This window comes from Dyella sp. 2YAF14 (genome assembly GCF_052114725.1).
GTDB lineage: Bacteria > Pseudomonadota > Gammaproteobacteria > Xanthomonadales > Rhodanobacteraceae > Dyella.
Map to the genome: position 1 here is coordinate 56,270 of NZ_JBFRFH010000015.1, position 21,087 is coordinate 77,356.

At 64.4% G+C, this 21,087-nt stretch carries 19 protein-coding genes; 11 read left to right on the forward strand and 8 right to left on the reverse strand.

All coding sequences use genetic code 11. The features are described from left to right. Positions 1 to 133: 133 nt before the first annotated feature. The gene (locus tag AB4Y82_RS17595; protein WP_441604977.1) at positions 134 to 1,435 is read left to right on the forward strand and encodes a serine hydrolase domain-containing protein; all 1,302 of its coding nucleotides are present in this window, start codon (positions 134 to 136) and stop codon (positions 1,433 to 1,435) included. Positions 1,436 to 1,521: 86 nt separating this feature from the next. Here AB4Y82_RS17595 and AB4Y82_RS17600 read toward each other — a convergent pair whose 3' ends face one another. Beyond that, on the reverse strand, positions 1,522 to 2,340 hold the full coding sequence (locus tag AB4Y82_RS17600) for an energy transducer TonB (RefSeq protein WP_441604978.1): 819 nt from the start codon (positions 2,338 to 2,340) through the stop codon (positions 1,522 to 1,524). A gap of 60 nt (positions 2,341 to 2,400) precedes the next feature. On the opposite strand from AB4Y82_RS17600, the gene AB4Y82_RS17605 reads away from it, so the two are divergent. Beyond that, entirely contained in the window at positions 2,401 to 2,610 is a 210-nt protein-coding gene (locus AB4Y82_RS17605) for a hypothetical protein (protein ID WP_441604979.1), read from the forward strand. Positions 2,611 to 3,024: 414 nt separating this feature from the next. Here the strand turns inward: AB4Y82_RS17605 and metJ are convergent, their stop codons facing one another. The 5 genes from metJ to cysD all read right to left on the reverse strand — a co-directional run bounded on the left by metJ (position 3,025) and on the right by cysD (position 8,917). Beyond that, entirely contained in the window at positions 3,025 to 3,588 is a 564-nt protein-coding gene (gene metJ / locus AB4Y82_RS17610) for a met regulon transcriptional regulator MetJ (protein WP_441604980.1), read from the reverse strand. Positions 3,589 to 4,212: 624 nt separating this feature from the next. After that, positions 4,213 to 4,608, reverse strand: coding sequence for a glycine cleavage system protein GcvH (gene gcvH, locus AB4Y82_RS17615; RefSeq protein WP_046972737.1), 396 nt, complete (start codon positions 4,606 to 4,608; stop codon positions 4,213 to 4,215). Between the two features lie 105 nt (positions 4,609 to 4,713). Continuing rightward, the gene (gcvT, locus tag AB4Y82_RS17620) at positions 4,714 to 5,814 is read right to left on the reverse strand and encodes a glycine cleavage system aminomethyltransferase GcvT (protein ID WP_441604981.1); all 1,101 of its coding nucleotides are present in this window, start codon (positions 5,812 to 5,814) and stop codon (positions 4,714 to 4,716) included. 326 nt (positions 5,815 to 6,140) lie between these two features. Further along, positions 6,141 to 8,024, reverse strand: coding sequence for a sulfate adenylyltransferase subunit CysN (gene cysN, locus AB4Y82_RS17625; RefSeq protein ID WP_441604982.1), 1,884 nt, complete (start codon positions 8,022 to 8,024; stop codon positions 6,141 to 6,143). After that, positions 8,024 to 8,917 carry a sulfate adenylyltransferase subunit CysD gene (gene cysD, locus AB4Y82_RS17630; protein ID WP_441604983.1) on the reverse strand — a complete coding sequence of 298 codons (894 nt, stop codon included), beginning with the start codon at positions 8,915 to 8,917 and terminating at the stop codon, positions 8,024 to 8,026. The genes cysN and cysD overlap by 1 nt, the downstream gene beginning before the upstream one ends. Before the next feature lie 201 nt (positions 8,918 to 9,118). Between cysD and AB4Y82_RS17635 the strand changes: the two genes are divergently transcribed. The 4 genes from AB4Y82_RS17635 to AB4Y82_RS17650 are packed head-to-tail and all read left to right on the forward strand — an operon-like array spanning position 9,119 to position 12,636. After that, on the forward strand, positions 9,119 to 10,264 hold the full coding sequence (locus AB4Y82_RS17635; RefSeq protein ID WP_441604984.1) for an MlaE family ABC transporter permease: 1,146 nt from the start codon (positions 9,119 to 9,121) through the stop codon (positions 10,262 to 10,264). Beyond that, complete coding sequence (locus tag AB4Y82_RS17640) at positions 10,261 to 11,076, forward strand: ABC transporter ATP-binding protein (RefSeq protein WP_441604985.1); 816 nt, start codon at positions 10,261 to 10,263, stop codon at positions 11,074 to 11,076. Before AB4Y82_RS17635 ends, AB4Y82_RS17640 begins: the two co-directional genes overlap by 4 nt. A 1-nt stretch (position 11,077) precedes the next feature. After that, a complete protein-coding gene (locus tag AB4Y82_RS17645) occupies positions 11,078 to 12,016 on the forward strand; it encodes an MlaD family protein (protein WP_441604986.1) in 939 nt (312 codons plus the stop codon). Continuing rightward, the gene (locus tag AB4Y82_RS17650) at positions 12,013 to 12,636 is read left to right on the forward strand and encodes an ABC-type transport auxiliary lipoprotein family protein (RefSeq protein WP_441604987.1); all 624 of its coding nucleotides are present in this window, start codon (positions 12,013 to 12,015) and stop codon (positions 12,634 to 12,636) included. Before AB4Y82_RS17645 ends, AB4Y82_RS17650 begins: the two co-directional genes overlap by 4 nt. Before the next feature lie 2 nt (positions 12,637 to 12,638). Here AB4Y82_RS17650 and AB4Y82_RS17655 read toward each other — a convergent pair whose 3' ends face one another. Further along, on the reverse strand, positions 12,639 to 13,271 hold the full coding sequence (locus AB4Y82_RS17655) for an alpha-ketoglutarate-dependent dioxygenase AlkB family protein (RefSeq protein WP_441604988.1): 633 nt from the start codon (positions 13,269 to 13,271) through the stop codon (positions 12,639 to 12,641). 7 nt (positions 13,272 to 13,278) lie between these two features. Continuing rightward, positions 13,279 to 14,676 carry an amidase gene (locus AB4Y82_RS17660; protein ID WP_441604989.1) on the reverse strand — a complete coding sequence of 466 codons (1,398 nt, stop codon included), beginning with the start codon at positions 14,674 to 14,676 and terminating at the stop codon, positions 13,279 to 13,281. 188 nt (positions 14,677 to 14,864) lie between these two features. On the opposite strand from AB4Y82_RS17660, the gene AB4Y82_RS17665 reads away from it, so the two are divergent. The 5 genes from AB4Y82_RS17665 to AB4Y82_RS17685 form a co-directional block, all read left to right on the forward strand. Then, complete coding sequence (locus tag AB4Y82_RS17665; RefSeq protein WP_441604996.1) at positions 14,865 to 16,451, forward strand: 4Fe-4S dicluster domain-containing protein; 1,587 nt, start codon at positions 14,865 to 14,867, stop codon at positions 16,449 to 16,451. A 52-nt stretch (positions 16,452 to 16,503) separates the two neighbouring features. Beyond that, positions 16,504 to 18,591 (forward strand): glycosyltransferase, encoded by a 2,088-nt coding sequence (locus AB4Y82_RS17670; RefSeq protein WP_441611532.1) that lies wholly within the window; start codon positions 16,504 to 16,506, stop codon positions 18,589 to 18,591. 93 nt (positions 18,592 to 18,684) lie between these two features. Further along, the gene (locus AB4Y82_RS17675; protein ID WP_441604991.1) at positions 18,685 to 19,431 is read left to right on the forward strand and encodes an electron transfer flavoprotein subunit beta/FixA family protein; all 747 of its coding nucleotides are present in this window, start codon (positions 18,685 to 18,687) and stop codon (positions 19,429 to 19,431) included. A gap of 22 nt (positions 19,432 to 19,453) precedes the next feature. Continuing rightward, positions 19,454 to 20,398, forward strand: a complete 945-nt coding sequence (locus AB4Y82_RS17680; RefSeq protein WP_441604992.1) for an electron transfer flavoprotein subunit alpha/FixB family protein — start codon at positions 19,454 to 19,456, stop codon at positions 20,396 to 20,398. 374 nt (positions 20,399 to 20,772) lie between these two features. After that, positions 20,773 to 21,087 (forward strand): hypothetical protein (locus AB4Y82_RS17685; RefSeq protein WP_441611534.1); only part of this gene is annotated, 315 nt, incomplete at its 3' end.

A 21,087-nucleotide genomic window follows, 5' to 3' on the forward strand; every position in this document is an offset into this window, starting at 1 on the left:
TATGGGCAGAGGATTTTCCAGGTTTCCTGCGCTACTCTCCGGCGGCCGTCATGGATCGACCTGGCTCAACGCCCAGCTCGCTCCGAGCTGTCCTTCGACCCGCGTCACGCGACGCCCAGCCCATTCGAACAGCATGACGTTACGCACGCTTCCACTGCTCATTGCCGCCGCCCTGGGATGGGCCGGCACCCTGCCCGCCGCATATGCGGCGGCACCGGCGAACGACGCCAACGTTTCTGCGTCCTCGCCGGGCGTGCCTGCCGATCGCATGAAGGACACGCTGAGTGCTTACCAGCAGTGGCTGGGGCGCGTGGATCAGCGCAACGTGGTGGCCGGTTTGGCGACCGCCGTGGTGGCCGACAACAAAGTCGTGTTCGAAGACACCATCGGTTACGCCAACGCCGCCACGCGCGAGCCGGTGACGCCCGAGACGGTGTTCCGGCTGGCATCGCTGTCCAAGGCGTTCGCGACGGCCCTCACGGGCGTGCTGGTGGGCAATGGCAAGCTCTCCTGGGATACCAGGCTCGTCAACGTGCTGCCGTTCTTCCGGCTCAAGAGCGACAGCGCCGCGCAGCAGGCGACGGTGCGCGACATTCTCGGCCAGCGTCTGGGCCTGCCCAAGAACACCTACGACAGCATGCTCGAGGACAACGTGCCCTATGAAGAACTGGTGCGCCGGCTCGACGAGGTCTCGCTTACCTGCGATGTGGGTCAGTGCTATGGCTATCAAAACATCGCTTTCAGCCTGATCGGCGACGTGGTCTATGCGCAGACCGGCGACTTCTTCACCCGCCAGGTCGACAAGAACATCTTCTTCCCGCTGGGCATGAAAACGGCGAGCTACGGTCGCGAAGCACTGGAAGCGAGCAAGAGCTGGGCACGCCCGCATCGTCCCGGCAGCAACGGCTGGATTCCGTTCGAGCCCAAGGATGCCTATTACCGCGTGGCTCCCGCGGCGGGCGTCAATGCGAGCCTGAAGGACATGGAGCAGTGGTTGATCGCGCAGATGGGCGGTCGACCGGATGTGCTGCCGGCCTCGCTGCTCAACACGCTGCACGCACCGGAGGTGTCCACCCCGGTCGAGATGCATTCGGCGCCGTGGCGTCGCGCGCGGCTGGAGGATGCCTCCTACGCGCTGGGCTGGCGCGTGTTCGATTACGAAGGCGAAACGATGATCTTCCACGCCGGCGCGGTCGAAGGCTATCGCACCATGATCGGCTTCCTGCCCCGGCAGCACGTGGGCCTGGTGATGATGTGGAACTCCGCCGATCCCCTGCCCGCCGGCCTGCTGCCGATGGTATTCGACAGCCTGCTCGGGCTTCCGCACGTGGATTGGGCGGGCATCGAAAGCGATGCGCCGGCAGCCAACACGGCCAAGGGCAAGACGCGCAAGAAGAGCAAGAGCGCGACCACGGCGCACGGCAGCAAGCGCTAACGACCAGCCCATGAAAAAAGCGCCGCATGTTTCCATGCGGCGCTTTGCGTTGCCGGGCGCTGGCCGCCAGTGCGGCCAGTCATCCATCAGTTGAGCTTGAACACGATGCGGCGCTTGTCCTGCGACGACACCGGGCTGCCGTCCTGCGTGGCCGGCTGGTACTTCCAGCGACTCACCGCTTCGGTGGCTGCACGATCGAACACGTGACGCGGCTCGGCATCCACCACCTTGACGTCGTCCACCGTGCCTTCGGGCGTGATGGTGAAGGCCACTTCCACCCAGCCTTCCTGGTTCGCACGGACGGCGGTGGTCGGATAGCGCGGCGGCACGTTGCGCAACAGCACGGCCGGATGCGTACCGGCGGCACTCGCCGTCCCGCTGTTGCCGGCGCTGGCGGTGGTGGGCGAGGCCTGCTGCTGACGGGCCGCTTCCGCCGCCTGTTGCTGCGCCGCGCGTGCCTGTGCCGCACGCTGGTCGGCCAGCGCCTTCTGCTGGGCTTCGGCAGCAAGGCGATCGGCATCGGCCTTATCCGACGCTGCCTTTTGCGTGGCCAGCTGCTGTTGCTTCTCCTTGTCCGAGGCCAGCTGCTGCTCGCGATCGAGCAACTTGCGCTGGGCATCGAGCTTGGAGCGCAGGATGGTCAGCGTGTAGTTCGCCGGGTCGGCCTTGGTGAGCAGATCGATCTGTCGCTGGGCTTCGTTGAAGTCGCGCTGGTTGATCGCCTGTTCGGCCACGCTGGCGCCCACCGGAAAGGTCTCGCGCAGCGCATCGGTGGCCACCGGGTTGCCCGGTTGCTTCTCCAGCACCTTTAGATAGAACTCGAAGGCGTTGTTGCCGGCCGGGGCCAGCAGACGCTGTTCGTTGACCGCCTTGCGGGCTTCCGAGAGCAGCTGGTTCATGCTCATGGCGGCCACGTTGACCGGTGGTGGCGGTGCTTCAGGACCCGCCTTTATCGGCGTGGACGGATGCGCACCGACGTCGGCATCGACCAGGTCCTGGTGCGGTTTGATGATGAGGAACCAAGAAGCTGCGGCAAGGACGGCAACGACAGCAACAATGGCAATGGCAGCGGGCCGAATGGCCCCACGCGCGTAGCTACGCGCATGATGTTTGTTTCGGGTATCCATGATCTCTCACCGAGTGGCATCAGATACCCGCGCTTTTTCCCCCTGTGAATCCAGGAGCGGCAGCCTCCCCAGGCCACCGCGGCGCGGATGTGTGAAAGGTAACCGTAATGCAGCACTACGGCAAATCGGTCGTCGTGTCGGCGACTAGCCGCACATCGCGTCGTATCGGGCTTGCTCGGGCGTCGCTGACGCCTGACCGTCGTCGCTAGGAAATTTTCTTACCCAAGATTCCGCCGAGGTAATGCTCTCTGTCTCCTGTAGGAGCGCACTTGTGCGCGACAACCCTACGGAGCCGTGCCCCCGGTCGCGCACAAGTGCGCTCCTACAGAGTTTTTCAGGCCCCACAAACGAAGCGTCCCGGCAAGGGCCGGGACGAGTCGCTCTTTCGAAGGACTCTCCCCGCGCTGGGCACCGCGGGGAGAAAAGTCGTTCTTGCTTGTTATTAAGAGTAACGCTTAAAGCTTACTTCTTGGCCTTGGGGGCCTTGGCAGCCTTGGGGGCCTTCGCAGCCTTGGTCGCCTTGACGACCTTGGCAGCGGCAGCCTTCTTCACGGTGCGCTTCTTAGCAACAGCCTTCTTCGCAACCTTCTTGGTCGCGACCTTCTTCACGGCAGCCTTCTTGGCAGCGGCCGGGCGCTTCTTAGCAACAGCCTTCTTGGCGACCTTCTTGGCAGCCTTCTTGGCGGCCGGCTTGCGGGCGACCGGCTTCTTGGCAGCGGTCTTCTTCACGGCGGTCTTCTTGGACGCCTTCTTGGCGGCCTTCTTTGCGGTGGCTTTCTTGGCAGTGGCCATAGTTCGTCTCAGCTCCTCATCAGTTGGCAGTGGTTGCCCAGTAAAAGCGTGCAGGAACGCCTCAACCAGCAGATCGCTGTTCGTGGCGTGCCGAAGATTGTTCACCTGACGACGGGTGCGTTCGTCAGACAAGGGCCTCAAAATGTGCAATGGGATCGAGACCGTGATCTTGCGTACTGCGCCGGCCTTCTCTCCATGATCGACATAAGGCTTGATGAATTTCGATGTTGCCATGGCACCCGTTCTCCGTGTTCCGATGCGAAAGCTATTCCTGAAGATTTCAGCTGTCAATTGATTTTAACCATTAAATCAATCCGTTTCATCCACCCCCGGGAGGGTCCAAACCCCCGCCAGACAAGGCCTTACGGGGGTTTGAAGGCATTTTCGTTTGGACGTCCATACATCCAGATGTTAATGCCCTTTTGATTACCTCGACACCGACAAAACCGCTTAAAACAAGCCATTTTGTCTTTTCCGTGCACAGCCGCCTGACAGACGTGCGTCTCACAAGTCGAGACACATCAACGACATGCCGGGGGCCTCCCCGGCACACCCCTTTTGATGAACGAAAGGCGACTGAATTTATTTTTTCAAAGACCGGTCCGGAGGGTCGTTCCGGACCGTCATCGGCAGGTCCGGAGGCGTCGAAGAGGGTCGACTCGCGACGCGACCCCGGCTTGCCGGATCGCCATGTTGGACTTCTATCGGCATGGACGGCGATAACTTCAACGTAAAAATCGACGCCTCCAATCCTCTCCGGATCGGTTCTTCGCGCGTCGAAAAAACCGATCCCGCGACTCAAAAAGAAGCCGGCCGCTTGAGGCGGCCGGCATCGGGTGCAGCATCGAACGTCAGGGCTTAGTGGTCTTCGTTTTCGACCAGCTCGGCGTAGGCGTCGGCGTCGAGCAGCTCATCGAGCTCGCCGCGATCGCTGGCGCGGACCAGGAAGATCCAGCCGTTGCCGAAGGCGTCTTCGTTGATGGTTTCGGGCTTGTCGTTGAGCTCTTCGTTGACCGCCACGATCTCGCCGGAGACCGGGCTGTAGATGTCCGAAGCGGCCTTGACCGACTCGACCACGGCAACGCCGTGACCGGCCTGCACGCTCGCGCCGATCTCCGGCAGCTCGACGTACACCAGGTCACCAAGCTGGCCCTGGGCGTGGTCGGAGATACCCACGCGAACCAGGCCGTCGTCTTCGACGCGGGCCCATTCGTGGGACTTGAGGAATTTCAGATCGCCGGGAATCTCGCTCATGATCGGATCCAGTCGTTGGTATGGGTCGTGGGTGGAGCGCCAATTCTAGCTGCCTTCACCCGATGGGCAACACGGGCTTAGCCCGTGCCGCATTGATGCCTGAAGTCAGATGCCTTCGCAGGGTTGGCCGTCGCGCACGAAGGGGTATTTCACGATGCGTACCGGCACTTCGCGGCCGCGGATATCCACGCGCACGTCACCCGGCTCGCCGACCGGAATGCGCGCAAACGCCACCGCCTTGTTGAGCGTCGGCGCAAAGCTGCCGGACAGGATCTCGCCGGCGCCGTTGGCGGTGAGCACGGCCTGACCGTGACGCAGCACACCTTTGTCGTCGAGCACGAGGCCGACCATCACGCGCTGTACACCCGCCGCCTTCTGCGCCTCGAGCGCCTTGCGGCCGATGAAGTCGCGACCTTCGTCCAGTGCGATGGTCCAGCCCAGGTTCGCTTCCCATGGCGACACGGTGTCGTCCATGTCCTGGCCATAGAGGTTCATGCCCGCCTCCAGGCGCAGCGTGTCACGCGCACCCAGTCCGGCCGGCGCGACGCCGGCGGCGGCGAGCGCCTGCCACAGGGCCACGGCGTGTTCCTGCGGCACGATGATTTCGAATCCGTCTTCGCCGGTATAGCCGGTGCGGGCAACGAACAGCGGCATGCCATGCGGACCCTGCGCCGCGGCGGCAGCGAACTTGCCGAGCTTCTTCATGCGCTCGTGATCCACCTCGGCCAGCAGGCCGATCACCTTGGCGCGGGCGTTCGGACCCTGCACCGCGATCATGGCGTAGTCCGGACGCTCCTTGACCTCGACGTCGAACGCCTTGGCCTGCTTGGTGATCCACGCAAGGTCTTTCTCGCGGGTGGCCGCGTTCACCACCAGGCGGAAAAACTCCTCGCCCAGGAAGTAGACGATCAGGTCGTCGATCACGCCGCCCTGCTCGTTGAGCATGCAGGAGTACAGCGCCTTGCCCTGCACCTTGAGCTTGTCGACGCTGTTGGCCAGCAGATGGCGAAGGAACTCGCGCGTGCGTGCGCCGTGCAGGTCGACCACGGTCATGTGGGAGACGTCGAACATGCCGGCGTCACGGCGCACGACGTGGTGTTCCTCGATCTGCGAGCCGTAGTTGATCGGCATGTCCCACCCGCCGAAATCGACCATGCGTGCGCCCAGCGCACGATGGGTGTCATTGAGTACGGTCTTGTCGGTCATCGCAGTCGTGCTCTGGGGAAAGAAGCATTATCGCCGGGCGCATGGATACATTCCAAGCCGAGCGCGCCCGCGCACTTACCGTGCGTTGGCGTATCGGCGGAGGATCGTGCGGCGCAGCATGTGAACCGCGAGCCAAGTCGAGCGACGACTGTTCCCGCTCGTCATTCCGGCGCAGGCCGGAATCCAGTGGCCGAGCAGCCCGGTTATCGCGACACACAAGACTGTCATCAACCCGCGACGATCGTGGAGCAGGGCGACAACCGTGTCGTATGGCTACTGGATTCCGGCCTACGCCGGAATGACGATCGTGGGAGGTCGCGGCTAGCTCAACGCGGCGCGTGACCCTGCCCGGCGAGCAACTGCTCCACCACCTGCTCCGCCAGCTGCTCGGCCCGCAGGCCAGCCGTGAGCAGATGCAGCTCGGCGTGTTCCGGTGCTTCGTACGGCGAGTCGATGCCGGTGAAATTGAAGATCTCGCCGGCACGCGCCTTGCGGTAGAGCCCCTTGGGATCGCGGCGCTCGCATTCTTCCAGGGTGGTATCGACGAACACCTCGAGAAATTCACCCTCGCCAAACAAACTGCGAGCGAAGCGACGCTCGCTCTGGAACGGCGAGATGACACAGACCAGCACGATCAGGCCCGCATCGACCATCAGATGCGCGACCTCGGCGACCCGGCGCACGTTTTCGACGCGGGCTTCGGCGGTGAAGCCCAGGTCCTTGTTGAGGCCATGGCGCAGGTTGTCGCCGTCCAACATATAGGTGTGGTAACCGAGCGCATGCAGGCGGCGCTCGACCAGGTTGGCCACGGTCGACTTGCCCGCGCCGGACAAACCGGTGAACCACAGGCAGCGCGCCTGCTGACCCTTGCTGATGCTGCGCGCTTCCTGGTCCAGGTCGGTGTGCTGCCAGTGCACGTTGGAGGCGCGGCGCAGCGCGAAGTCCAGCATGCCGCAGGCCACCGTGGCGTTGGTGGTGCGGTCGATCAGGATGAAGCTGCCAAGCGTGCGGTTGTCCTGGTAGGACTCGAACGCGATGGCATGATCCAGGTCAATGTTGCAGTAGCCGACCTCGTTGAGCTCGAGACGGCGGGCGGCCAGTTCGGCCTGGGTGTTGACGTCCACCTTGTGCTTGATCGAAGTGATCCGCGCGTTGACCGTGCGCGAACCGATCTTCAGCCAATAGGCACGGTTGGGCAGCAGCGGTTCGTCGCCCATCCACAGCACGTGGGCGGCAAACTGGTCGGCCACCGGCGCGGGGCATGCGGCGTCGGCGATCACATCGCCGCGGCTCACATCGACTTCGCGGTCGAAGGTGAGCGTCACCGCCTGGCCGGCCACGGCTTCAGGCAGATCGCCGTCGGCCGTCACGATGCGCTCCACGCGTGCGCGGCGCATGGCCGGCTGCACCACGATCTCGGTACCCACGGCGACGCGGCCACCGCAGACCGTGCCGGCGTAACCGCGGAACGATGCATCGGGTCGGTTGACCCACTGCACTGGCATGCGGAAATCCTGCGCCTGCGTGGCGCTGGTGTCGGCCGACTCCAGCAGCTCGAGCAAGCTGGGTCCTTGATACCAGGGCATGCGCGTCGAGCGATGACCCACGTTGTCGCCGCCCGTCGCCACCACCGGCAGGCAATGCACGGTGGTGATGCCCAGCTGCGCGGCGAGCTCGCGGTACTCATGGGCGATGGCCGCGTAGATGTCCTCGCGGCAATCGACCAGGTCCATCTTGTTCACCGCCAGCACCACCTGGCGGATGCCCATCAGGGCGCAGATATAGCTGTGGCGGCGCGTCTGCGGCAGCAACCCTTTGCGCGCGTCGACCAGCACCACCGCCAGCTGGGCGTTGGAGGCGCCGGTGGCCATGTTGCGGGTGTACTGCTCATGCCCGGGGCAGTCGGCCACGATGAAGCTGCGGCGTGGCGTGTGGAAGTAGCGGTAGGCCACGTCGATGGTGATGCCCTGCTGGCGTTCGGCGTCGAGGCCGTCGGTGAGCAGGGAGAAATCCAGCGCGTCCTCGGCTTCGGCATGCAACTTGCGGCTGTCGCGGGCGAGTGCAGCGAGCTGGTCTTCCGGCACCATGCCGGCGTCGTAGAGCAACCGGCCGAGCAGCGTGCTCTTGCCATCGTCGACGCTGCCGCAGGTGATGAAGCGCAGCAGGTTGGTGTCCTCGGTGAGCGTCGGGGTGGGGTCCATCGTGACCATCAGAAATACCCCTCCTGCTTCTTGCGCTCCATCGAGGCGCTGCCATCGTTGTCGATCACCCGGCCCTGGCGTTCCGAGGTGCGGGACGCGGCCATCTCCTCGATGATCTTGTCCAGCGTATCGGCCGAGGACTCCACCGCGCCGGTCAGCGGATAGCAGCCCAGGGTGCGGAAGCGCACGTCGAGCAGCTCGACCTGCTCGCCATCGCGCAGGGTAAAGCGTTCGTCATCGACCATGATCAGCGCGCCGTCGCGCGCCACCACCGGGCGCGGCTTGGCAAAATACAGCGGCACCACCGGAATGTTCTCGCGGCGGATGTAATGCCACACGTCCATCTCAGTCCAGTTCGACAGCGGGAACACCCGTACGCTTTCGCCCTTGTGGATGCGCGTATTAAAGGTGTGCCACAGCTCGGGACGCTGATGCTTGGGATCCCAGTGGTGCTGTGCATTGCGGAAGGAGAACACGCGCTCCTTGGCGCGGGATTTCTCCTCGTCGCGACGCGCGCCGCCGATGGCGGCATCGAAGCCGTACTGGTCCAGCGCCTGCTTGAGCGCGACCGTCTTCATCACGTCGGTATGCACGGCCGAGCCGTGGGTGAGCGGCGAAATACCCTGGCGCACACCGTCCTGGTTGATATGCACCAGCACCTGCACATCACCCTCGGCGGCCACCTGGTCACGGAAGGCGATCATCTCGCGGAACTTCCAGGTCGTATCCACATGCAGCAGGGGCATTGGCGGCCGGGCCGGATAGAACGCCTTGCGCAACAGATGCAGCAGGACGGAGGAGTCCTTGCCGATCGAATACAACATCACGGGACGCTCGAAAGCGGCCGCCGTTTCGCGAAAGATGTGGATGCTCTCGGCTTCGAGGGCGTCCAGATGGGACATGGAAGGCATGCTTGGCGTCACTGTTTCCTGGGTCCGGTAGCGCCTGGGGGCGCGCGGTCAAGGGAGGAATCTAGCGGAAAACGGGCGCCGTGGCAGGCACGGCGTCGACAGGATGTAGCAAAACGCATGAGGCCCACCGCCGCTGACCTCACCATCGTTTCGTCACCTGATCTAGGCCACACTCCACTAAGATCGAGCTTCATGAGTACATCGATGGCGACAGGAAGCGCACAACTCGATGCCACGGCCACGCCCCCACGCCTGCGTGTGGCAGGCGACTGGACGCTGGCCCACTACGCTGTGCTGGAGCGCGCGGTCGATGCGCTCAAGAGCCGCCTTCATCAGACCACGCCGATCGATCTGAGCGCCCTGGGTGCGCTGGATACGGCCGGCGCCGCGCTGCTGGCCGGCCTGCTGGGCGCCGAACGGCTGGGCGATCTGGCCACGCAGGATCCAACCCTGCCCGCTGCCCAACGCGCATTGCTGCAGACCGTCGGCAAGGCGATGGCCAGCTACGTCAAACCGAAGTCCCGGCGTCGCCACAACACGGTGACCGAGCTGCTCGCGCGCATCGGCGCGGCGATGGACAACGTCTGGCACCAGCAGGTGCAACTGCTGGGCTTCATCGGGCTCACCCTGCAGACGTTTGTGCAGACCGTCTGGCGCCCGCGTCGCTGGCGCGTCACTTCCCTGGTGGCGCATATCGAGCAGACCGGCCTGGATGCCGTGCCCATCGTGATGCTGCTCACCTTCATGGTGGGCGCGGTGGTGGCCTTCCTCGGCTCGACCGTGTTGGCGGATTTTGGTGCCACTATCTACACGGTGGATCTGGTGGCGTTCTCGTTCCTGCGCGAATTTGCCGTGCTGCTCACCGCCATCCTGCTGGCCGGCCGCACCGCCAGCGCGTTCACCGCGCAGATCGGCTCGATGAAGGCGAACGAGGAGATCGATGCGATCCGTGCCCTGGGCCTCGACCCGATGGAACTGCTGGTGCTGCCGCGCGTGCTGGCCATGCTCGCCTCGCTGCCCATGCTCACCTTCCTGGCCATGATTGCCGGCCTGATCGGCGGCGGGCTCGTCTGCGCCATGGTGCTCGACATACCGCCGGTGATGTTCATCAACCTGGTGAAGTCCGATATCGGGGTAAAGAACTTCCTGGTCGGCATCGCCAAGGCGCCGGTGTTTGCCTTCCTGATCGCGGTGATCGGTTGCCTGGAAGGCTTCAAGGTCAGCGGCAGTGCCGAATCGGTGGGCGAACACACCACCTCCAGCGTGGTGCAGTCGATCTTCGTGGTGATCCTGATCGATGCGCTGGCCGCACTCTTCTATATGGAGATGGGCTGGTGAACGCCGTCGCGAAACCGCAAGCCGCCGAAAACGTGATCGAGGTTCGCCACCTGGTGAACCGCTTCGGCACGCAAATCGTGCATGAGCACCTGGACCTGGATGTGCGCCGCGGCGAAATCCTCGGCGTGGTCGGCGGTTCGGGCACCGGCAAGTCCGTGCTCCTGCGCAGCATCGTGGGGCTGCAACGCCCGACCTCCGGACACGTCCACGTATTCGGCCAGGACCTGCTGAGCCTCTCGCCCGAGCAGCGCTCCCGCGTGGAGCGGCGCTTCGGCGTGCTGTTCCAGAACGGCGCCCTGTTCTCCTCGCTCAATATCGTGGAGAACGTCGCGATGCCGCTGATCGAACACGCCGGCCTCACGCGTCCCGATGCCCAGCATCTGGGTGGCGTGAAGCTCGCCCTCGCCGGCCTGCCGATGGGCACGGAAACCAAATTCCCGTCCGAGCTTTCCGGCGGCATGGTGAAGCGCGCGGCCTTGGCGCGTGCGCTGGCGCTGGATCCGGAAATTCTGTTCCTGGACGAACCCACCGCGGGCCTGGACCCGATCAGCGCGGCGGCATTCGACCAGTTGATCCTCACCCTGCGCGACGCGTTGGGCCTCACCGTATTTCTGGTCACCCACGACCTGGACACGCTTTATACGATTTGCGACCGCGTGGCGGTGCTTTCTCAGAAGAAGGTGCTGGTCGTAGGCCCGCTCGATGAGGTGGCCCGCTATCCCGATCCATGGGTGCAGGCGTATTTCCACGGCCCGCGTGGCCGCGCCGCCGAAGAGGCGCACGAACGCGACGATACCCCCGAGGTGAAATGACATGGAAACGCGTGCCCATCACGTACTCATAGGCCTATTCACGGTGATCGTGGTCGCCGCCGCGCTGCTGTTTGCGCTATGGCTGGCCAAGTCCAGTTCGGACCGCCAGTTCACCGAGTACCAGATCGTGTTCAACGAAGCGGTCAGCGGCCTCTCGCAGGGCAGTGCGGTGCAGTACAACGGCATCAAGGTCGGCGCCGTCACCCAGCTCAAGCTGGACCCGCAGGACCCGCGCAAAGTGCTGGCGCGCATTCGTCTGGGCGGCGATGTTCCGGTGAAGCAAGACACGCATGCCAAGCTCACTCTCACCGGCGTGACGGGCCTGTCCGTGATCCAGCTCAGCGGTGGTTCGCCGACCAGTCCGCCACTGGAGTCCAAGGACGACCAGCTGCCGGTGATCGTGGCCGACCCCTCTCCGCTGAGCCAGATCCTTGCCAACGGCGAAGACCTGGTGACCAACATCAACGAAGTCGTGGCGAAGGCGAACATGCTGCTGTCGCCTGAGAACTCCGAACGCATCAGCCACACGCTGCAGCATCTTGACCAGATCACCGGCACGGTCGCCGACCAGCGCGAAGACATTCATCAGCTGCTGCAGCAGTTGGCGCAGGCCAGCAAGCAGGCGAACGAGACCCTGGCCCAGACCAACCAGCTGGTACGCAATGCGAACGGCCTGGTCGACAACCAGGCACGCGCCGCGCTGGAAAGCGCGCGCAACGCCATGGCCTCGCTCGACCATTCCGCTGCGGATATCGACCGCCTGCTGACCGACAACCGTGCCGCCATCAACGGCGGCCTGCAAGGCTTCAGTGAATTGGGCCCGGCCGTGCGCGAACTGCGCGACGCAGCCGGCTCGCTGCGCGGCGTATCGCGCCGCCTTGACGACAACCCGGCGGGCTTCCTGCTCGGCCGTGACCGCAACAAGGAGTTCGTGCCATGAGGATGCGCCTGCGCCTTTCCGCTTGTGCAGCGATTGCGCTGCTCGGCGCCTGTACCATCCTGCCCAAGGCCGAATCACCCGACGTCTACCGCCTGCCTTCCACGCCACTCCCGCGCGACAGCGCGACAGCGGTGAACTGGTCGTTACGGGTGGACACGCCCAACGCCGAGCGCATGATCGACAGCTCGCGCATCGCCGTGCTGCCGCAAGGGAATGTGGTCAGCGTGTATCAGGGCGCCCGCTGGGCTGACAACGCCACGACCTTGCTGCGCAACCGCATCATGGATGCGTTCCGCGACAACGGCCGAATCGCAGGCCTGAGCAGCGACGAGACCAGCCTGCAAGCGGACTATTCGCTCGCCGGCGACCTGCGCTCATTCCAGTCGGTCTATGAGAACGGGCAACCCGTGGTGGTGATCCACTTCGATGCGCGACTGGTGAAGAACAGCGGCCTGCGCATCGTGGCCACGCGCCGCTTCGACGTCACCCAGCCAGTGGGCGGAACGACCGTACCGCAGGTCGTTGCGGCATTCGGACAGGCCAGCGACGCGCTCGCCTCGCAGCTGGTGAGCTGGACGTTGCAGCAGCCACTCGATGGCCATGACGTGCGGACGAACTGACGCTACACGCGCTTTGAGGCATCCACCCAGCGAAAGGTGAGATTGATGCGCGGCCCGACGGCCTCGCTCGTCTTGGGCAGATCGTGCACGTAGCGTTGTTGTGTATCGCCCGCCATGCGCAACAGACTGCTGTGCTCCAGCTCGATCGCCAGCACATCTCCGCGCGTCGCTTCGCCGCGCGGCTTGAGCCGGAAGCGTCTGGCCGCACCCAGGCTCAGCGACGCGATCACCGGTTCGCGGCCCAGCTCGGGCTCGTTATCGCTGTGCCAGCCCATCGAGTCCTGGCCGTTGCGATAAAGATTGGCGAGCACGCTGTTGAAACGCGCATCGCAGGCATCGGCCACGCGATCACGCAGAGCGCGCAAGACCGGCGTCCAGGGATGTGGTGCGAAGCGCGTGCGTGAATAAACGTAGCTGGCATCTTCGTCGCCGATCCAGCAGCTGAGGCGCGGTGAATCCACCTCGCGCCCGAAGATGCGGATGCGGTGCACTTCCCACGCAATCGTCGAGCGCAGTTCGGCGAACAGTGCGTCCGCCTCGCCACGGTCCAGCCACTGCGGCCACAGCGAAAGCGCCGCGCCCGGCAGTGGCAGTAATTGCCAACCACCTTGCGTCGTTTGATCGAACAGGCTCACACCCGCCTCAATGAATCGCCGGGAATCCCGGTTCCACATCGAGCGTCGCGGCGCACACGGATGCCAGTTCCAGCAGCCGCAGATCCGAACCTCGCGCGCCTACCAGTTGCAGGCCGATCGGCATGCCGTCGGGCAGATAGCCCATCGGTATGTTCACCGCCGGACAGCCGGCGAGACTGGCAAAGCTGGTGAGGTCGGCCTGCGAATCGGGCACGGGGCCATCCAGCGGGAACGCGCCCTGCGGCGTGGTCGGCAGCACCAGTACGTCGATCTGCGCAAACAGGCGACGCATCTTCAAGGTGGCGGCATCGAGGACGCGATCGGCGGTCGCATAGTCGGCGGCGCTCTTGCCGGCGGCGTAGCTCAGCAGCCGACGGAAATGCTCGGACGCACGGTCGTCCGTGTTGGCCAGATCGGATGCGAAGGTGCCGAGCATCTCCGCCTCCATCAGCAACAGACCGGCGCGACGCGTGCGGGCGAAATCCCAGTCGGCAAAATCCACCGTGCGGCGCTCACCGAGCTCGCGCGGCCATTTCGCCAGCGCCGCTTCGAACACCTCGATCACCTCCGGCTTCACACCGACGGCACTCAGATTGGGCAGGAAGCCCGCGCGCAGGCGGCCCGGCTCCCAATCCGGCGGCGACAAGGCCACGCGTCGACGGCGCGAACGCGCATCGTCGGCGTCGTAACCGGCCAGCACCTGCAGCAACACCGTCAAATCATCGGCGCTGCGCGCAATCAGACCCACCGTATCCAGCCGCCGCGCCGCCGGCACCATGCCGCGCGCGGAGATCTCACCGTGGGTGGACTTGAGCGCGTAGACGCCGCAATAGCTGGCCGGGATGCGAATCGAGCCCAGGCTGTCCGAACCCACTGCGGCCACCGCGAGTCCTGCCGCCACCGCCGCAGCTGCACCGCCCGACGAGCCGCCAGCGGTATAGCCATGGCGATGCGGATTGTGCGTTGCACCGAAATGCGGATTGTTGGTGACCGCCCCCAGCGCGCCCTCGTCCATATTGGTTTTGCCGATCAACACAGCGCCCGAAGCGCGCAGGCGCGACACCACGTGGGCGTCGTCGGTGACCGGTTTGCGCCGCCCCGCCAGGCCGGCGCTGGTGGGCCAGCCGGCGACGTCGAAATTGTCCTTGAGCGCGATGGGGATGCCGTCAAGCCTCCCGATCACGCCGTCGCGGCGGCGATGCTGGGCCGCCAGCGCCTGCTCCTGCAGCATGGCCGAGCTCAGGCTCACATAGGCGTTGAGCTGCGGATTGACGCGCTCGATGGCCTCCAGATAGGTCTCGGCCAGCCCCTGTGGCTGCACGCGGTCCACCGCCAGCCAGTGCAGCAGCTGGCACATGGTGGCGCGACGCAGGTCAAGTTCGCTGATCGGGGGCTGCAAATTCATTCTTTCTTCCCTGGGTCGCTTTTGGGGGGATTATCGCTATCACACATGAAGGGTTTGCAAGGATTCGGCCACCGTTGCCCCCAATGGCCCGAACCCGGACAATGCCGGATTACCCGTACCGTACGTCAGAGAACGGTAGGCATGCCGTACAAGATCAGCTGGAGTGAGCCGTGAGCGACCGCGAAATCATGGAATACGACGTCGTCGTCGTTGGCGCAGGCCCGTCCGGCCTCGCGTTCGCCATCCGTCTCAAGCAGTTGCAGCCGGAAACGAGCGTGTGCGTGATCGAGAAGGCCTCGACCATCGGAGCGCAGATCCTCTCCGGCGCGGTGATCGAGCCGCAGCCGCTTGACGCCCTGCTGCCCGGCTGGCGCGACAATCCGCCGCCGATCTGCGTGCCCGCCACCGAGGATGAGTTCTGGCTGCTCAGCAAGACCGGCGGCCGCAAGCTGCCGGTGCCCCCGGGCATGAACAACCACGGCAATTTCATTGTTTCGCTGGGCGCCATGTGCGCCTGGCTCGCGCCGCAGGCCGAAGCGCTGGGCGTGGATGTGTTTCCCGGTTTTGCCGCGGCCGACACCGTGTACAACGACGACGGCTCCGTCGCCGGCGTGCGTATCGGCGACATGGGCGTGGCCAAGGATGGTTCGCACAAGGCAGGCTACACGCAGGGTATCGACATCAAGGCCAAGGTCACCGTGCTCGCCGAAGGCGCGCGCGGCAGCCTGACCAAGCAGCTGATCAAGCGCTTTGCCTTGGACAAGGACAGCGACCCGCAGGGCTACTCCATCGGCATCAAGGAACTGTGGCAGCTGCCGCCGGGCCGCGTGCAGCCGGGCAAGATCGTGCACAGCTTTGGCTGGCCCGCCGACAATCACACCTATGGCGGCAGCTTCCTCTATCACCTGGACAAGGATCGCATCGCGCTGGGCTATGTCAGCGGCCTCGATTACAGCGATCCCAACTACCAGCCGTGGGAAGCGTTCCAGCAGTGGAAGAACCATCCGTCGGTAAAGTCCTTGCTGGAAGGCGGCAGCATCCTTTCCGCCGGCGCACGCGCCATCGTCACCGGTGGCTACCAGTCGCTGCCGAAAGTTGAAATGCCCGGCGCCCTGCTGATCGGCGACACCGCCGGCCTGCTCAACGTGCCCAAGATCAAGGGTACCCATCAGGCGATCAAGAGCGGCATGCTCGCCGCCGAACACCTGGTGGCCAACCAGCTGAACCCGGCCGGCTTCGACGCCAGGCTGCGCGCGTCGGACGTGATGGCCGAGCTCAAATCGGTCCGCAACATCAAGCCCGCGTTCAAGAAGGGCCTGTGGTTCGGCATGTTGAACGCCGCATGGGAAACCGCGCTGCGCGGCGCCTCGCCGTGGACGCTCAAGAACAAGGCAGACTGGTCCTCGCTGCACAAACTGGGCGAGTACGAAGAGCCCAAGCGCGATTACGTCCAGCCGCGCGAACTGCCACCACGCGACCGCCTCGCCGGCGTCTACTTCGCCGCCACCGAACACGACGAAGACCAGCCCATCCACCTGCACGTCGCCGACACCAACGTGTGCGTGACCCAGTGCGCCGTGGAATACGGCAACCCGTGCACGCGTTTCTGTCCCGCGGGCGTCTATGAAATCGTCAGCGACGACGCCGGCAAACGCCTGCAGATCAACGCCGCCAACTGCGTCCACTGCAAGACCTGCGACATCAAGGATCCCTACCAGATCATCAACTGGGTCACTCCGGAAGGTGGTTCGGGTCCGAATTATCAGAATCTCTAATCCTGGTTGCTCGTCATGACAGCCGCCCGAGCGACTTTGAAGTGAATCATCCATGCCGGTAAGCAATATCCATTGGCGGCTTCGGCGCCTGCGCTATCTCCTGCACCGAGTAAAGGGGAGTTTTGCGCAACGAGGCGTGCAGGGAACGCTGGCGCGCATCACCCAGGAATTCAAGCGCTATCCGGCACAAGACCAGGAACTTGAGCTGGGGCTCCTCGACGTACCTTTTCAGCCGTTCTCGCTGCCCTCCAGCGACAAGCCTGTTGTCTCGGTGCTCATTCCCGTCTACGGCAAACTGCAGTGGACGCTTGCCTGCCTGCGATCGATCGCCAGGCACGGGGCCGACACCGCCTTCGAAGTCATCGTGATTGACGACGCATCGACCGACGGTAGCGCCGACGTCCTGTCGCAGATCGAGGGCTTGCACGTCCTGCGCAATGCCAGGAACCTGGGCTTCGTCGGCAGCTGCAACGCGGGCGCGCAGGCGGCGCGCGGCGAGTTCCTGCTGTTCCTGAACAACGACACTCAGGTGACCCCCCACTGGCTGGATGCGCTCGTCCAGGCGTATCGCGACGAACCACACTGCGGCATCGTCGGTAGTCGCCTGATCTATCCGGATGGCCGGCTGCAAGAAGCTGGCGGCCTCGTGTACTCCGATGCCAGTGCCTGGAACGTTGGCCGCTTCGAACGTCGCGATGACCCTCGCTACATGTTTCGTCGCAACGTGGACTACGTGTCCGGCGCCTCGCTTCTGATCGCGCGCGGCCTGTTCGATCAGGTGGGCGGCTTCGACAGCCGCTACGCGCCAGCCTATTGCGAAGACATGGACCTGGCGTTCGGCGTGCGCAAGGCCGGCCTGCGCGTGATCTACGAACCCGAAAGCCTGGTTGTGCACTGTGAGGGCATCAGCTCAGGCCTGGATCCCTTCGCTGGCGTCAAGCAATACCAGACCCTCAATCGCCGCAAATTCGTCGAGAAATGGGCCGAGGCGCTCCAGCACCAGCCTGCGCCCGGGACGCCGATCAATCGTGCGCTGGAGCGTGGCCGCCCGCACATTTTCATCATGGATGCGCTCACGCCCGATCCCACCCGCGACGCAGGCTCGCAGCAGCTCTACAACATCATGCGGCTACTGCGTGACATGGGGTGGCGCGTCACCTTCATGGCGGACAACCGGCAATCCTCGGAAAAGGAAATACGGACGCTGGGACGACTTGGCGTGGAGACCCTGTGCAAGCCTCATTCGCCCTCATTGCTGGAATGGCTGAAGCGCGAAGGCAAGCAACTCCAGGCCGTCATGCTGTGCCGCTATTACGTGGCCGACAGTCATCTGGCACTGATCAAGCAGCTCGCTCCGAACGCCACCTTGCTTTACGACACGGTGGATCTGCATTTTCTGCGCGAACAGCGCGCCGCCGAACACACCGGCAACGCCTCGCTAGTCAGACAGGCCAGCGCGTCCAAACAGCGCGAATACGCCCTGATCCGTGCCTGTGATGCGACCTTCGTGGTGAGTACGGTCGAGCAGGATCTGCTGTTGCGTGACCTGCCGGGTGCAAACGTCCTGTTGCTTCCGAACATGCATGACGTCAAGGGTAGCCAACGGCCATTCGCCGAGCGCCGCGATGTGGTCTTCGTCGGCGGCTTTGGTCATCCGCCCAATGAAGATGCCGTGCGTTGGCTGGTGTCCGAGATCTGGCCGTTGGTTCGCGCGCGCCGCAATGATCTGACGCTGCACCTCATCGGCGACATGCCTGAAGCCGCCAGGCAGGAGTTCGCCGGCCATGGCGTGGTCACTCACGGCCGGGTCGAGAGCCTGGATGAGTGGATGAACGGGTGTCGCATTGCGCTGGCCCCGCTGCGCTACGGCGCGGGCGTGAAAGGCAAGGTGAACACCGCCATGAGTTATGGCTTGCCAGTCGTGGCCACCCCGATTGCCGCCGAGGGCATGCGTCTTGAGGACGGTATCAACGTACTGCTGGCCGATGGTGCCTCGGCGTTCGCCGAGACCATACTGCGCCTCTACGACGACGAAGAACTTTGGAACAGGCTCTCCACGGCCTCCGCGGCGCACGTCTGGCGCCATTTCTCCTTTGACATGGCCAAAGCGACACTGCAGACCGCTCTGGCACACTCGTGACGCCCCTCCCGGGCGACTTCAAACGATCGTTTTAGGTCAGGTACAATGGCCGTTCCCCCAGTCGGGGTGGCTTTAGCATCAAAGGACTCGCAGATGAAGATTCTGGTTGGCTACAAGCGTGTCGTGGACTACAACGTCCGCATTCAGGTCAAGCCCGATGGCACGGGCGTGGTGACGGATGGCGTGAAGCTCTCCGCCAACCCCTTCGACGATATTGCGCTGGAAGAAGCGCTGCGCCTTCGCGAAAAAGGCGTCGCCGAGGAAGTGATCGTGGTGGGCATCGGCCCGGCCGACCTCACCGCCCACCTGCGCAACGGCCTGGCCATGGGCGCGAACCGCGCCATCCATGTGGTCACGACCGATGCCGTGCAGCCGCTCACCGCCGCCCGCATCTTCCAGAAGCTGATCGAGAAGGAACAGCCGGGCCTGGTGATCCTGGGCAAGCAGGCCATCGACGATGACGCCAACCAGACCGGCCAGATGCTCGCTGCGCTGTGGGATCGCCCGCAGGCCACCTTTGCCAGCAAGGTCGAGATCGCCGGCGGCAAGGTCACGGTGACCCGCGAAGTCGATGCCGGCCTGGAAGTGATCGAAGCGGAACTGCCCGCCGTGATCACCACCGACCTGCGCCTCAACGAGCCGCGCTTCATCAAGCTGCCGGACATCATGAAGGCCAAGTCCAAGCCGATCGACACCATCGAGTTCGGCTCGCTGGGCGTGGAAGCCAACGATCATCTCAAGACCACGCACTACGCCGCGCCGGCCAAGCGCAGCAAGGGCGTGATGGTCAAGGATGCGGCTGAACTGGTCGCGGCGCTGAAGCAAAAGGGGCTGCTCTAAGCAGCCTGAGGGAGATAACGACATGTCCAAGATCCTCGTCATCGCCGAACACCTGAACGGCAAGCTCAACTCCTCCACCGCCCGCGCCGTGAGCGCCGCCGCTTCGATCAAGCCCGAATCCATCGATGTGCTGGTGCTGGCCGACAACGCCGACGCCATCGCTGCCGATGCCGCCAAGATCGACGGCGTGAGCCGCGTGCTCACCATCGCCCGCGCCGAGAATGCCCACCCGCTCGCCGCCGTGCTGGCGCCGCAGATCGCCAAGGCCGCCGCCGGCTACAGCCACGTGTTCGCCCCTTCCACGACCTTCGGCAAGGACGTGCTGCCCCGCGTAGCCGCCCTGCTCGGCGTCGCCCAGGTGAGCGACGTGATGAGCGTGGAAGGCAGCCATACCTTCAAGCGCCCGATCTACGCCGGCAACGCGATCATCACGGTGCAAGCCGACGCCGGCAGCACGGTCGTCGCCACGATTCGCACGGCCTCGTGGGCCGCCGCGGCGAGCGGCGCAAACAGCGCCCCGGTCGAGGCATTGAGCGTCGACGCCGCCCTGCCCTCGCACACCCGCTTCGTTGAACTGCAGTCGGGCAAAAGCGACCGCCCGGACCTGCAGAGCGCCAGCAAAGTCGTCTCCGGCGGCCGTGGCGTGGGCTCGAAGGAAAACTTCGACATCATCTACAAGTTTGCCGACAAGATCGGCGCCGGCGTGGGCGCCTCGCGCGCCGCCGTCGACGCCGGCTACGTGCCGAGCGACCTGCAGGTAGGCCAGACCGGCAAGATCATCGCGCCGGAGCTGTACATGGCCATCGGCATCTCCGGCGCCATCCAGCATCTCACCGGCATCAAGGACGCCGGCACCATCGTCGCCATCAACAAGGACGGCGAGGCGCCGATCTTTGAGATCGCCGATATCGGCCTGGTGGGGGATTTGTTCAAGATCATCCCGGAGCTGGAACAGGCTATTGGCTGATTGGCACTGCCATGATGGATGCGTTTGCCCGCGTGCTTCGCATCCATCAGGCATCAAGAAATCGACCGCCCCCTAGTGGCGTTGCGCGTCTCGCGGGCCACCGTGGCGCCCTTGGTGCTATCCATACCAGGCTCGAACATCTTCTCGACAACAGGCCAGCCTTGCGCCTGGGCATGCGACAATTCCGACCTCATTTCGATGACGTCGAGCAGCTTTCAATCATGGAATCCATGCAGCGGGTCTGGCGATACGACACGTTGATCCGCTTCGAGCAGCATATGCATACCGAAACAGTGCTCGAGTGCACAATCGGTGACGCTGGTGATCGGGCCTATCATCGGCCTGTCTCGAGCAAAGGCTAGAATGCTGCCGCCATGACGCATCCCTGCCCTGTTTGCCTAAAAACCCAGACGACCGAACCATTTCGCGACGTCGACGGTTTCCCTTATTTCTCCTGCAAAGCCTGCGACTCGATCTTCATCGAACCGCAAGTCCTCGCAGACATGGACCGCGGCGTCTCCCCCCGGGACTACGACCTCGATTACTGGAACGAAGAACTGAAGGCAGCGCGTGAGCGCGCCTCGGGCGACGGACTGGTTCGCGCAGGCGAAGCCGTGCTTTACGCACGCAGGGAGGTTCGCCGCTTCCTCGATCTGGGTGCCGGCCCCGGCTATCTGTTGGACCAGCTG

What these genes read in the sequence shown, in the direction of transcription:
- AB4Y82_RS17595 (WP_441604977.1), top strand. Translation starts at nt 134, where the DNA reads ATGACGTTACGCACGCTTCCACTGCTCATTGCCGCCGCCCTGGGATGG.
- AB4Y82_RS17600 (WP_441604978.1), bottom strand. Translation starts at nt 2,340, where the DNA reads ATGAGCATGAACCAGCTGCTCTCGGAAGCCCGCAAGGCGGTCAACGAA.
- AB4Y82_RS17605 (WP_441604979.1), top strand. Translation starts at nt 2,401, where the DNA reads ATGCGCACCGACGTCGGCATCGACCAGGTCCTGGTGCGGTTTGATGAT.
- metJ (WP_441604980.1), bottom strand. Translation starts at nt 3,588, where the DNA reads ATGGCAACATCGAAATTCATCAAGCCTTATGTCGATCATGGAGAGAAG.
- gcvH (WP_046972737.1), bottom strand. Translation starts at nt 4,608, where the DNA reads ATGAGCGAGATTCCCGGCGATCTGAAATTCCTCAAGTCCCACGAATGG.
- gcvT (WP_441604981.1), bottom strand. Translation starts at nt 5,814, where the DNA reads ATGACCGACAAGACCGTACTCAATGACACCCATCGTGCGCTGGGCGCA.
- cysN (WP_441604982.1), bottom strand. Translation starts at nt 8,024, where the DNA reads ATGGTCACGATGGACCCCACCCCGACGCTCACCGAGGACACCAACCTG.
- cysD (WP_441604983.1), bottom strand. Translation starts at nt 8,917, where the DNA reads ATGTCCCATCTGGACGCCCTCGAAGCCGAGAGCATCCACATCTTTCGC.
- AB4Y82_RS17635 (WP_441604984.1), top strand. Translation starts at nt 9,119, where the DNA reads ATGAGTACATCGATGGCGACAGGAAGCGCACAACTCGATGCCACGGCC.
- AB4Y82_RS17645 (WP_441604986.1), top strand. Translation starts at nt 11,078, where the DNA reads ATGGAAACGCGTGCCCATCACGTACTCATAGGCCTATTCACGGTGATC.
- AB4Y82_RS17650 (WP_441604987.1), top strand. Translation starts at nt 12,013, where the DNA reads ATGAGGATGCGCCTGCGCCTTTCCGCTTGTGCAGCGATTGCGCTGCTC.
- AB4Y82_RS17660 (WP_441604989.1), bottom strand. Translation starts at nt 14,676, where the DNA reads ATGAATTTGCAGCCCCCGATCAGCGAACTTGACCTGCGTCGCGCCACC.
- AB4Y82_RS17665 (WP_441604996.1), top strand. Translation starts at nt 14,865, where the DNA reads ATGGAATACGACGTCGTCGTCGTTGGCGCAGGCCCGTCCGGCCTCGCG.
- AB4Y82_RS17670 (WP_441611532.1), top strand. Translation starts at nt 16,504, where the DNA reads ATGCCGGTAAGCAATATCCATTGGCGGCTTCGGCGCCTGCGCTATCTC.
- AB4Y82_RS17675 (WP_441604991.1), top strand. Translation starts at nt 18,685, where the DNA reads ATGAAGATTCTGGTTGGCTACAAGCGTGTCGTGGACTACAACGTCCGC.
- AB4Y82_RS17680 (WP_441604992.1), top strand. Translation starts at nt 19,454, where the DNA reads ATGTCCAAGATCCTCGTCATCGCCGAACACCTGAACGGCAAGCTCAAC.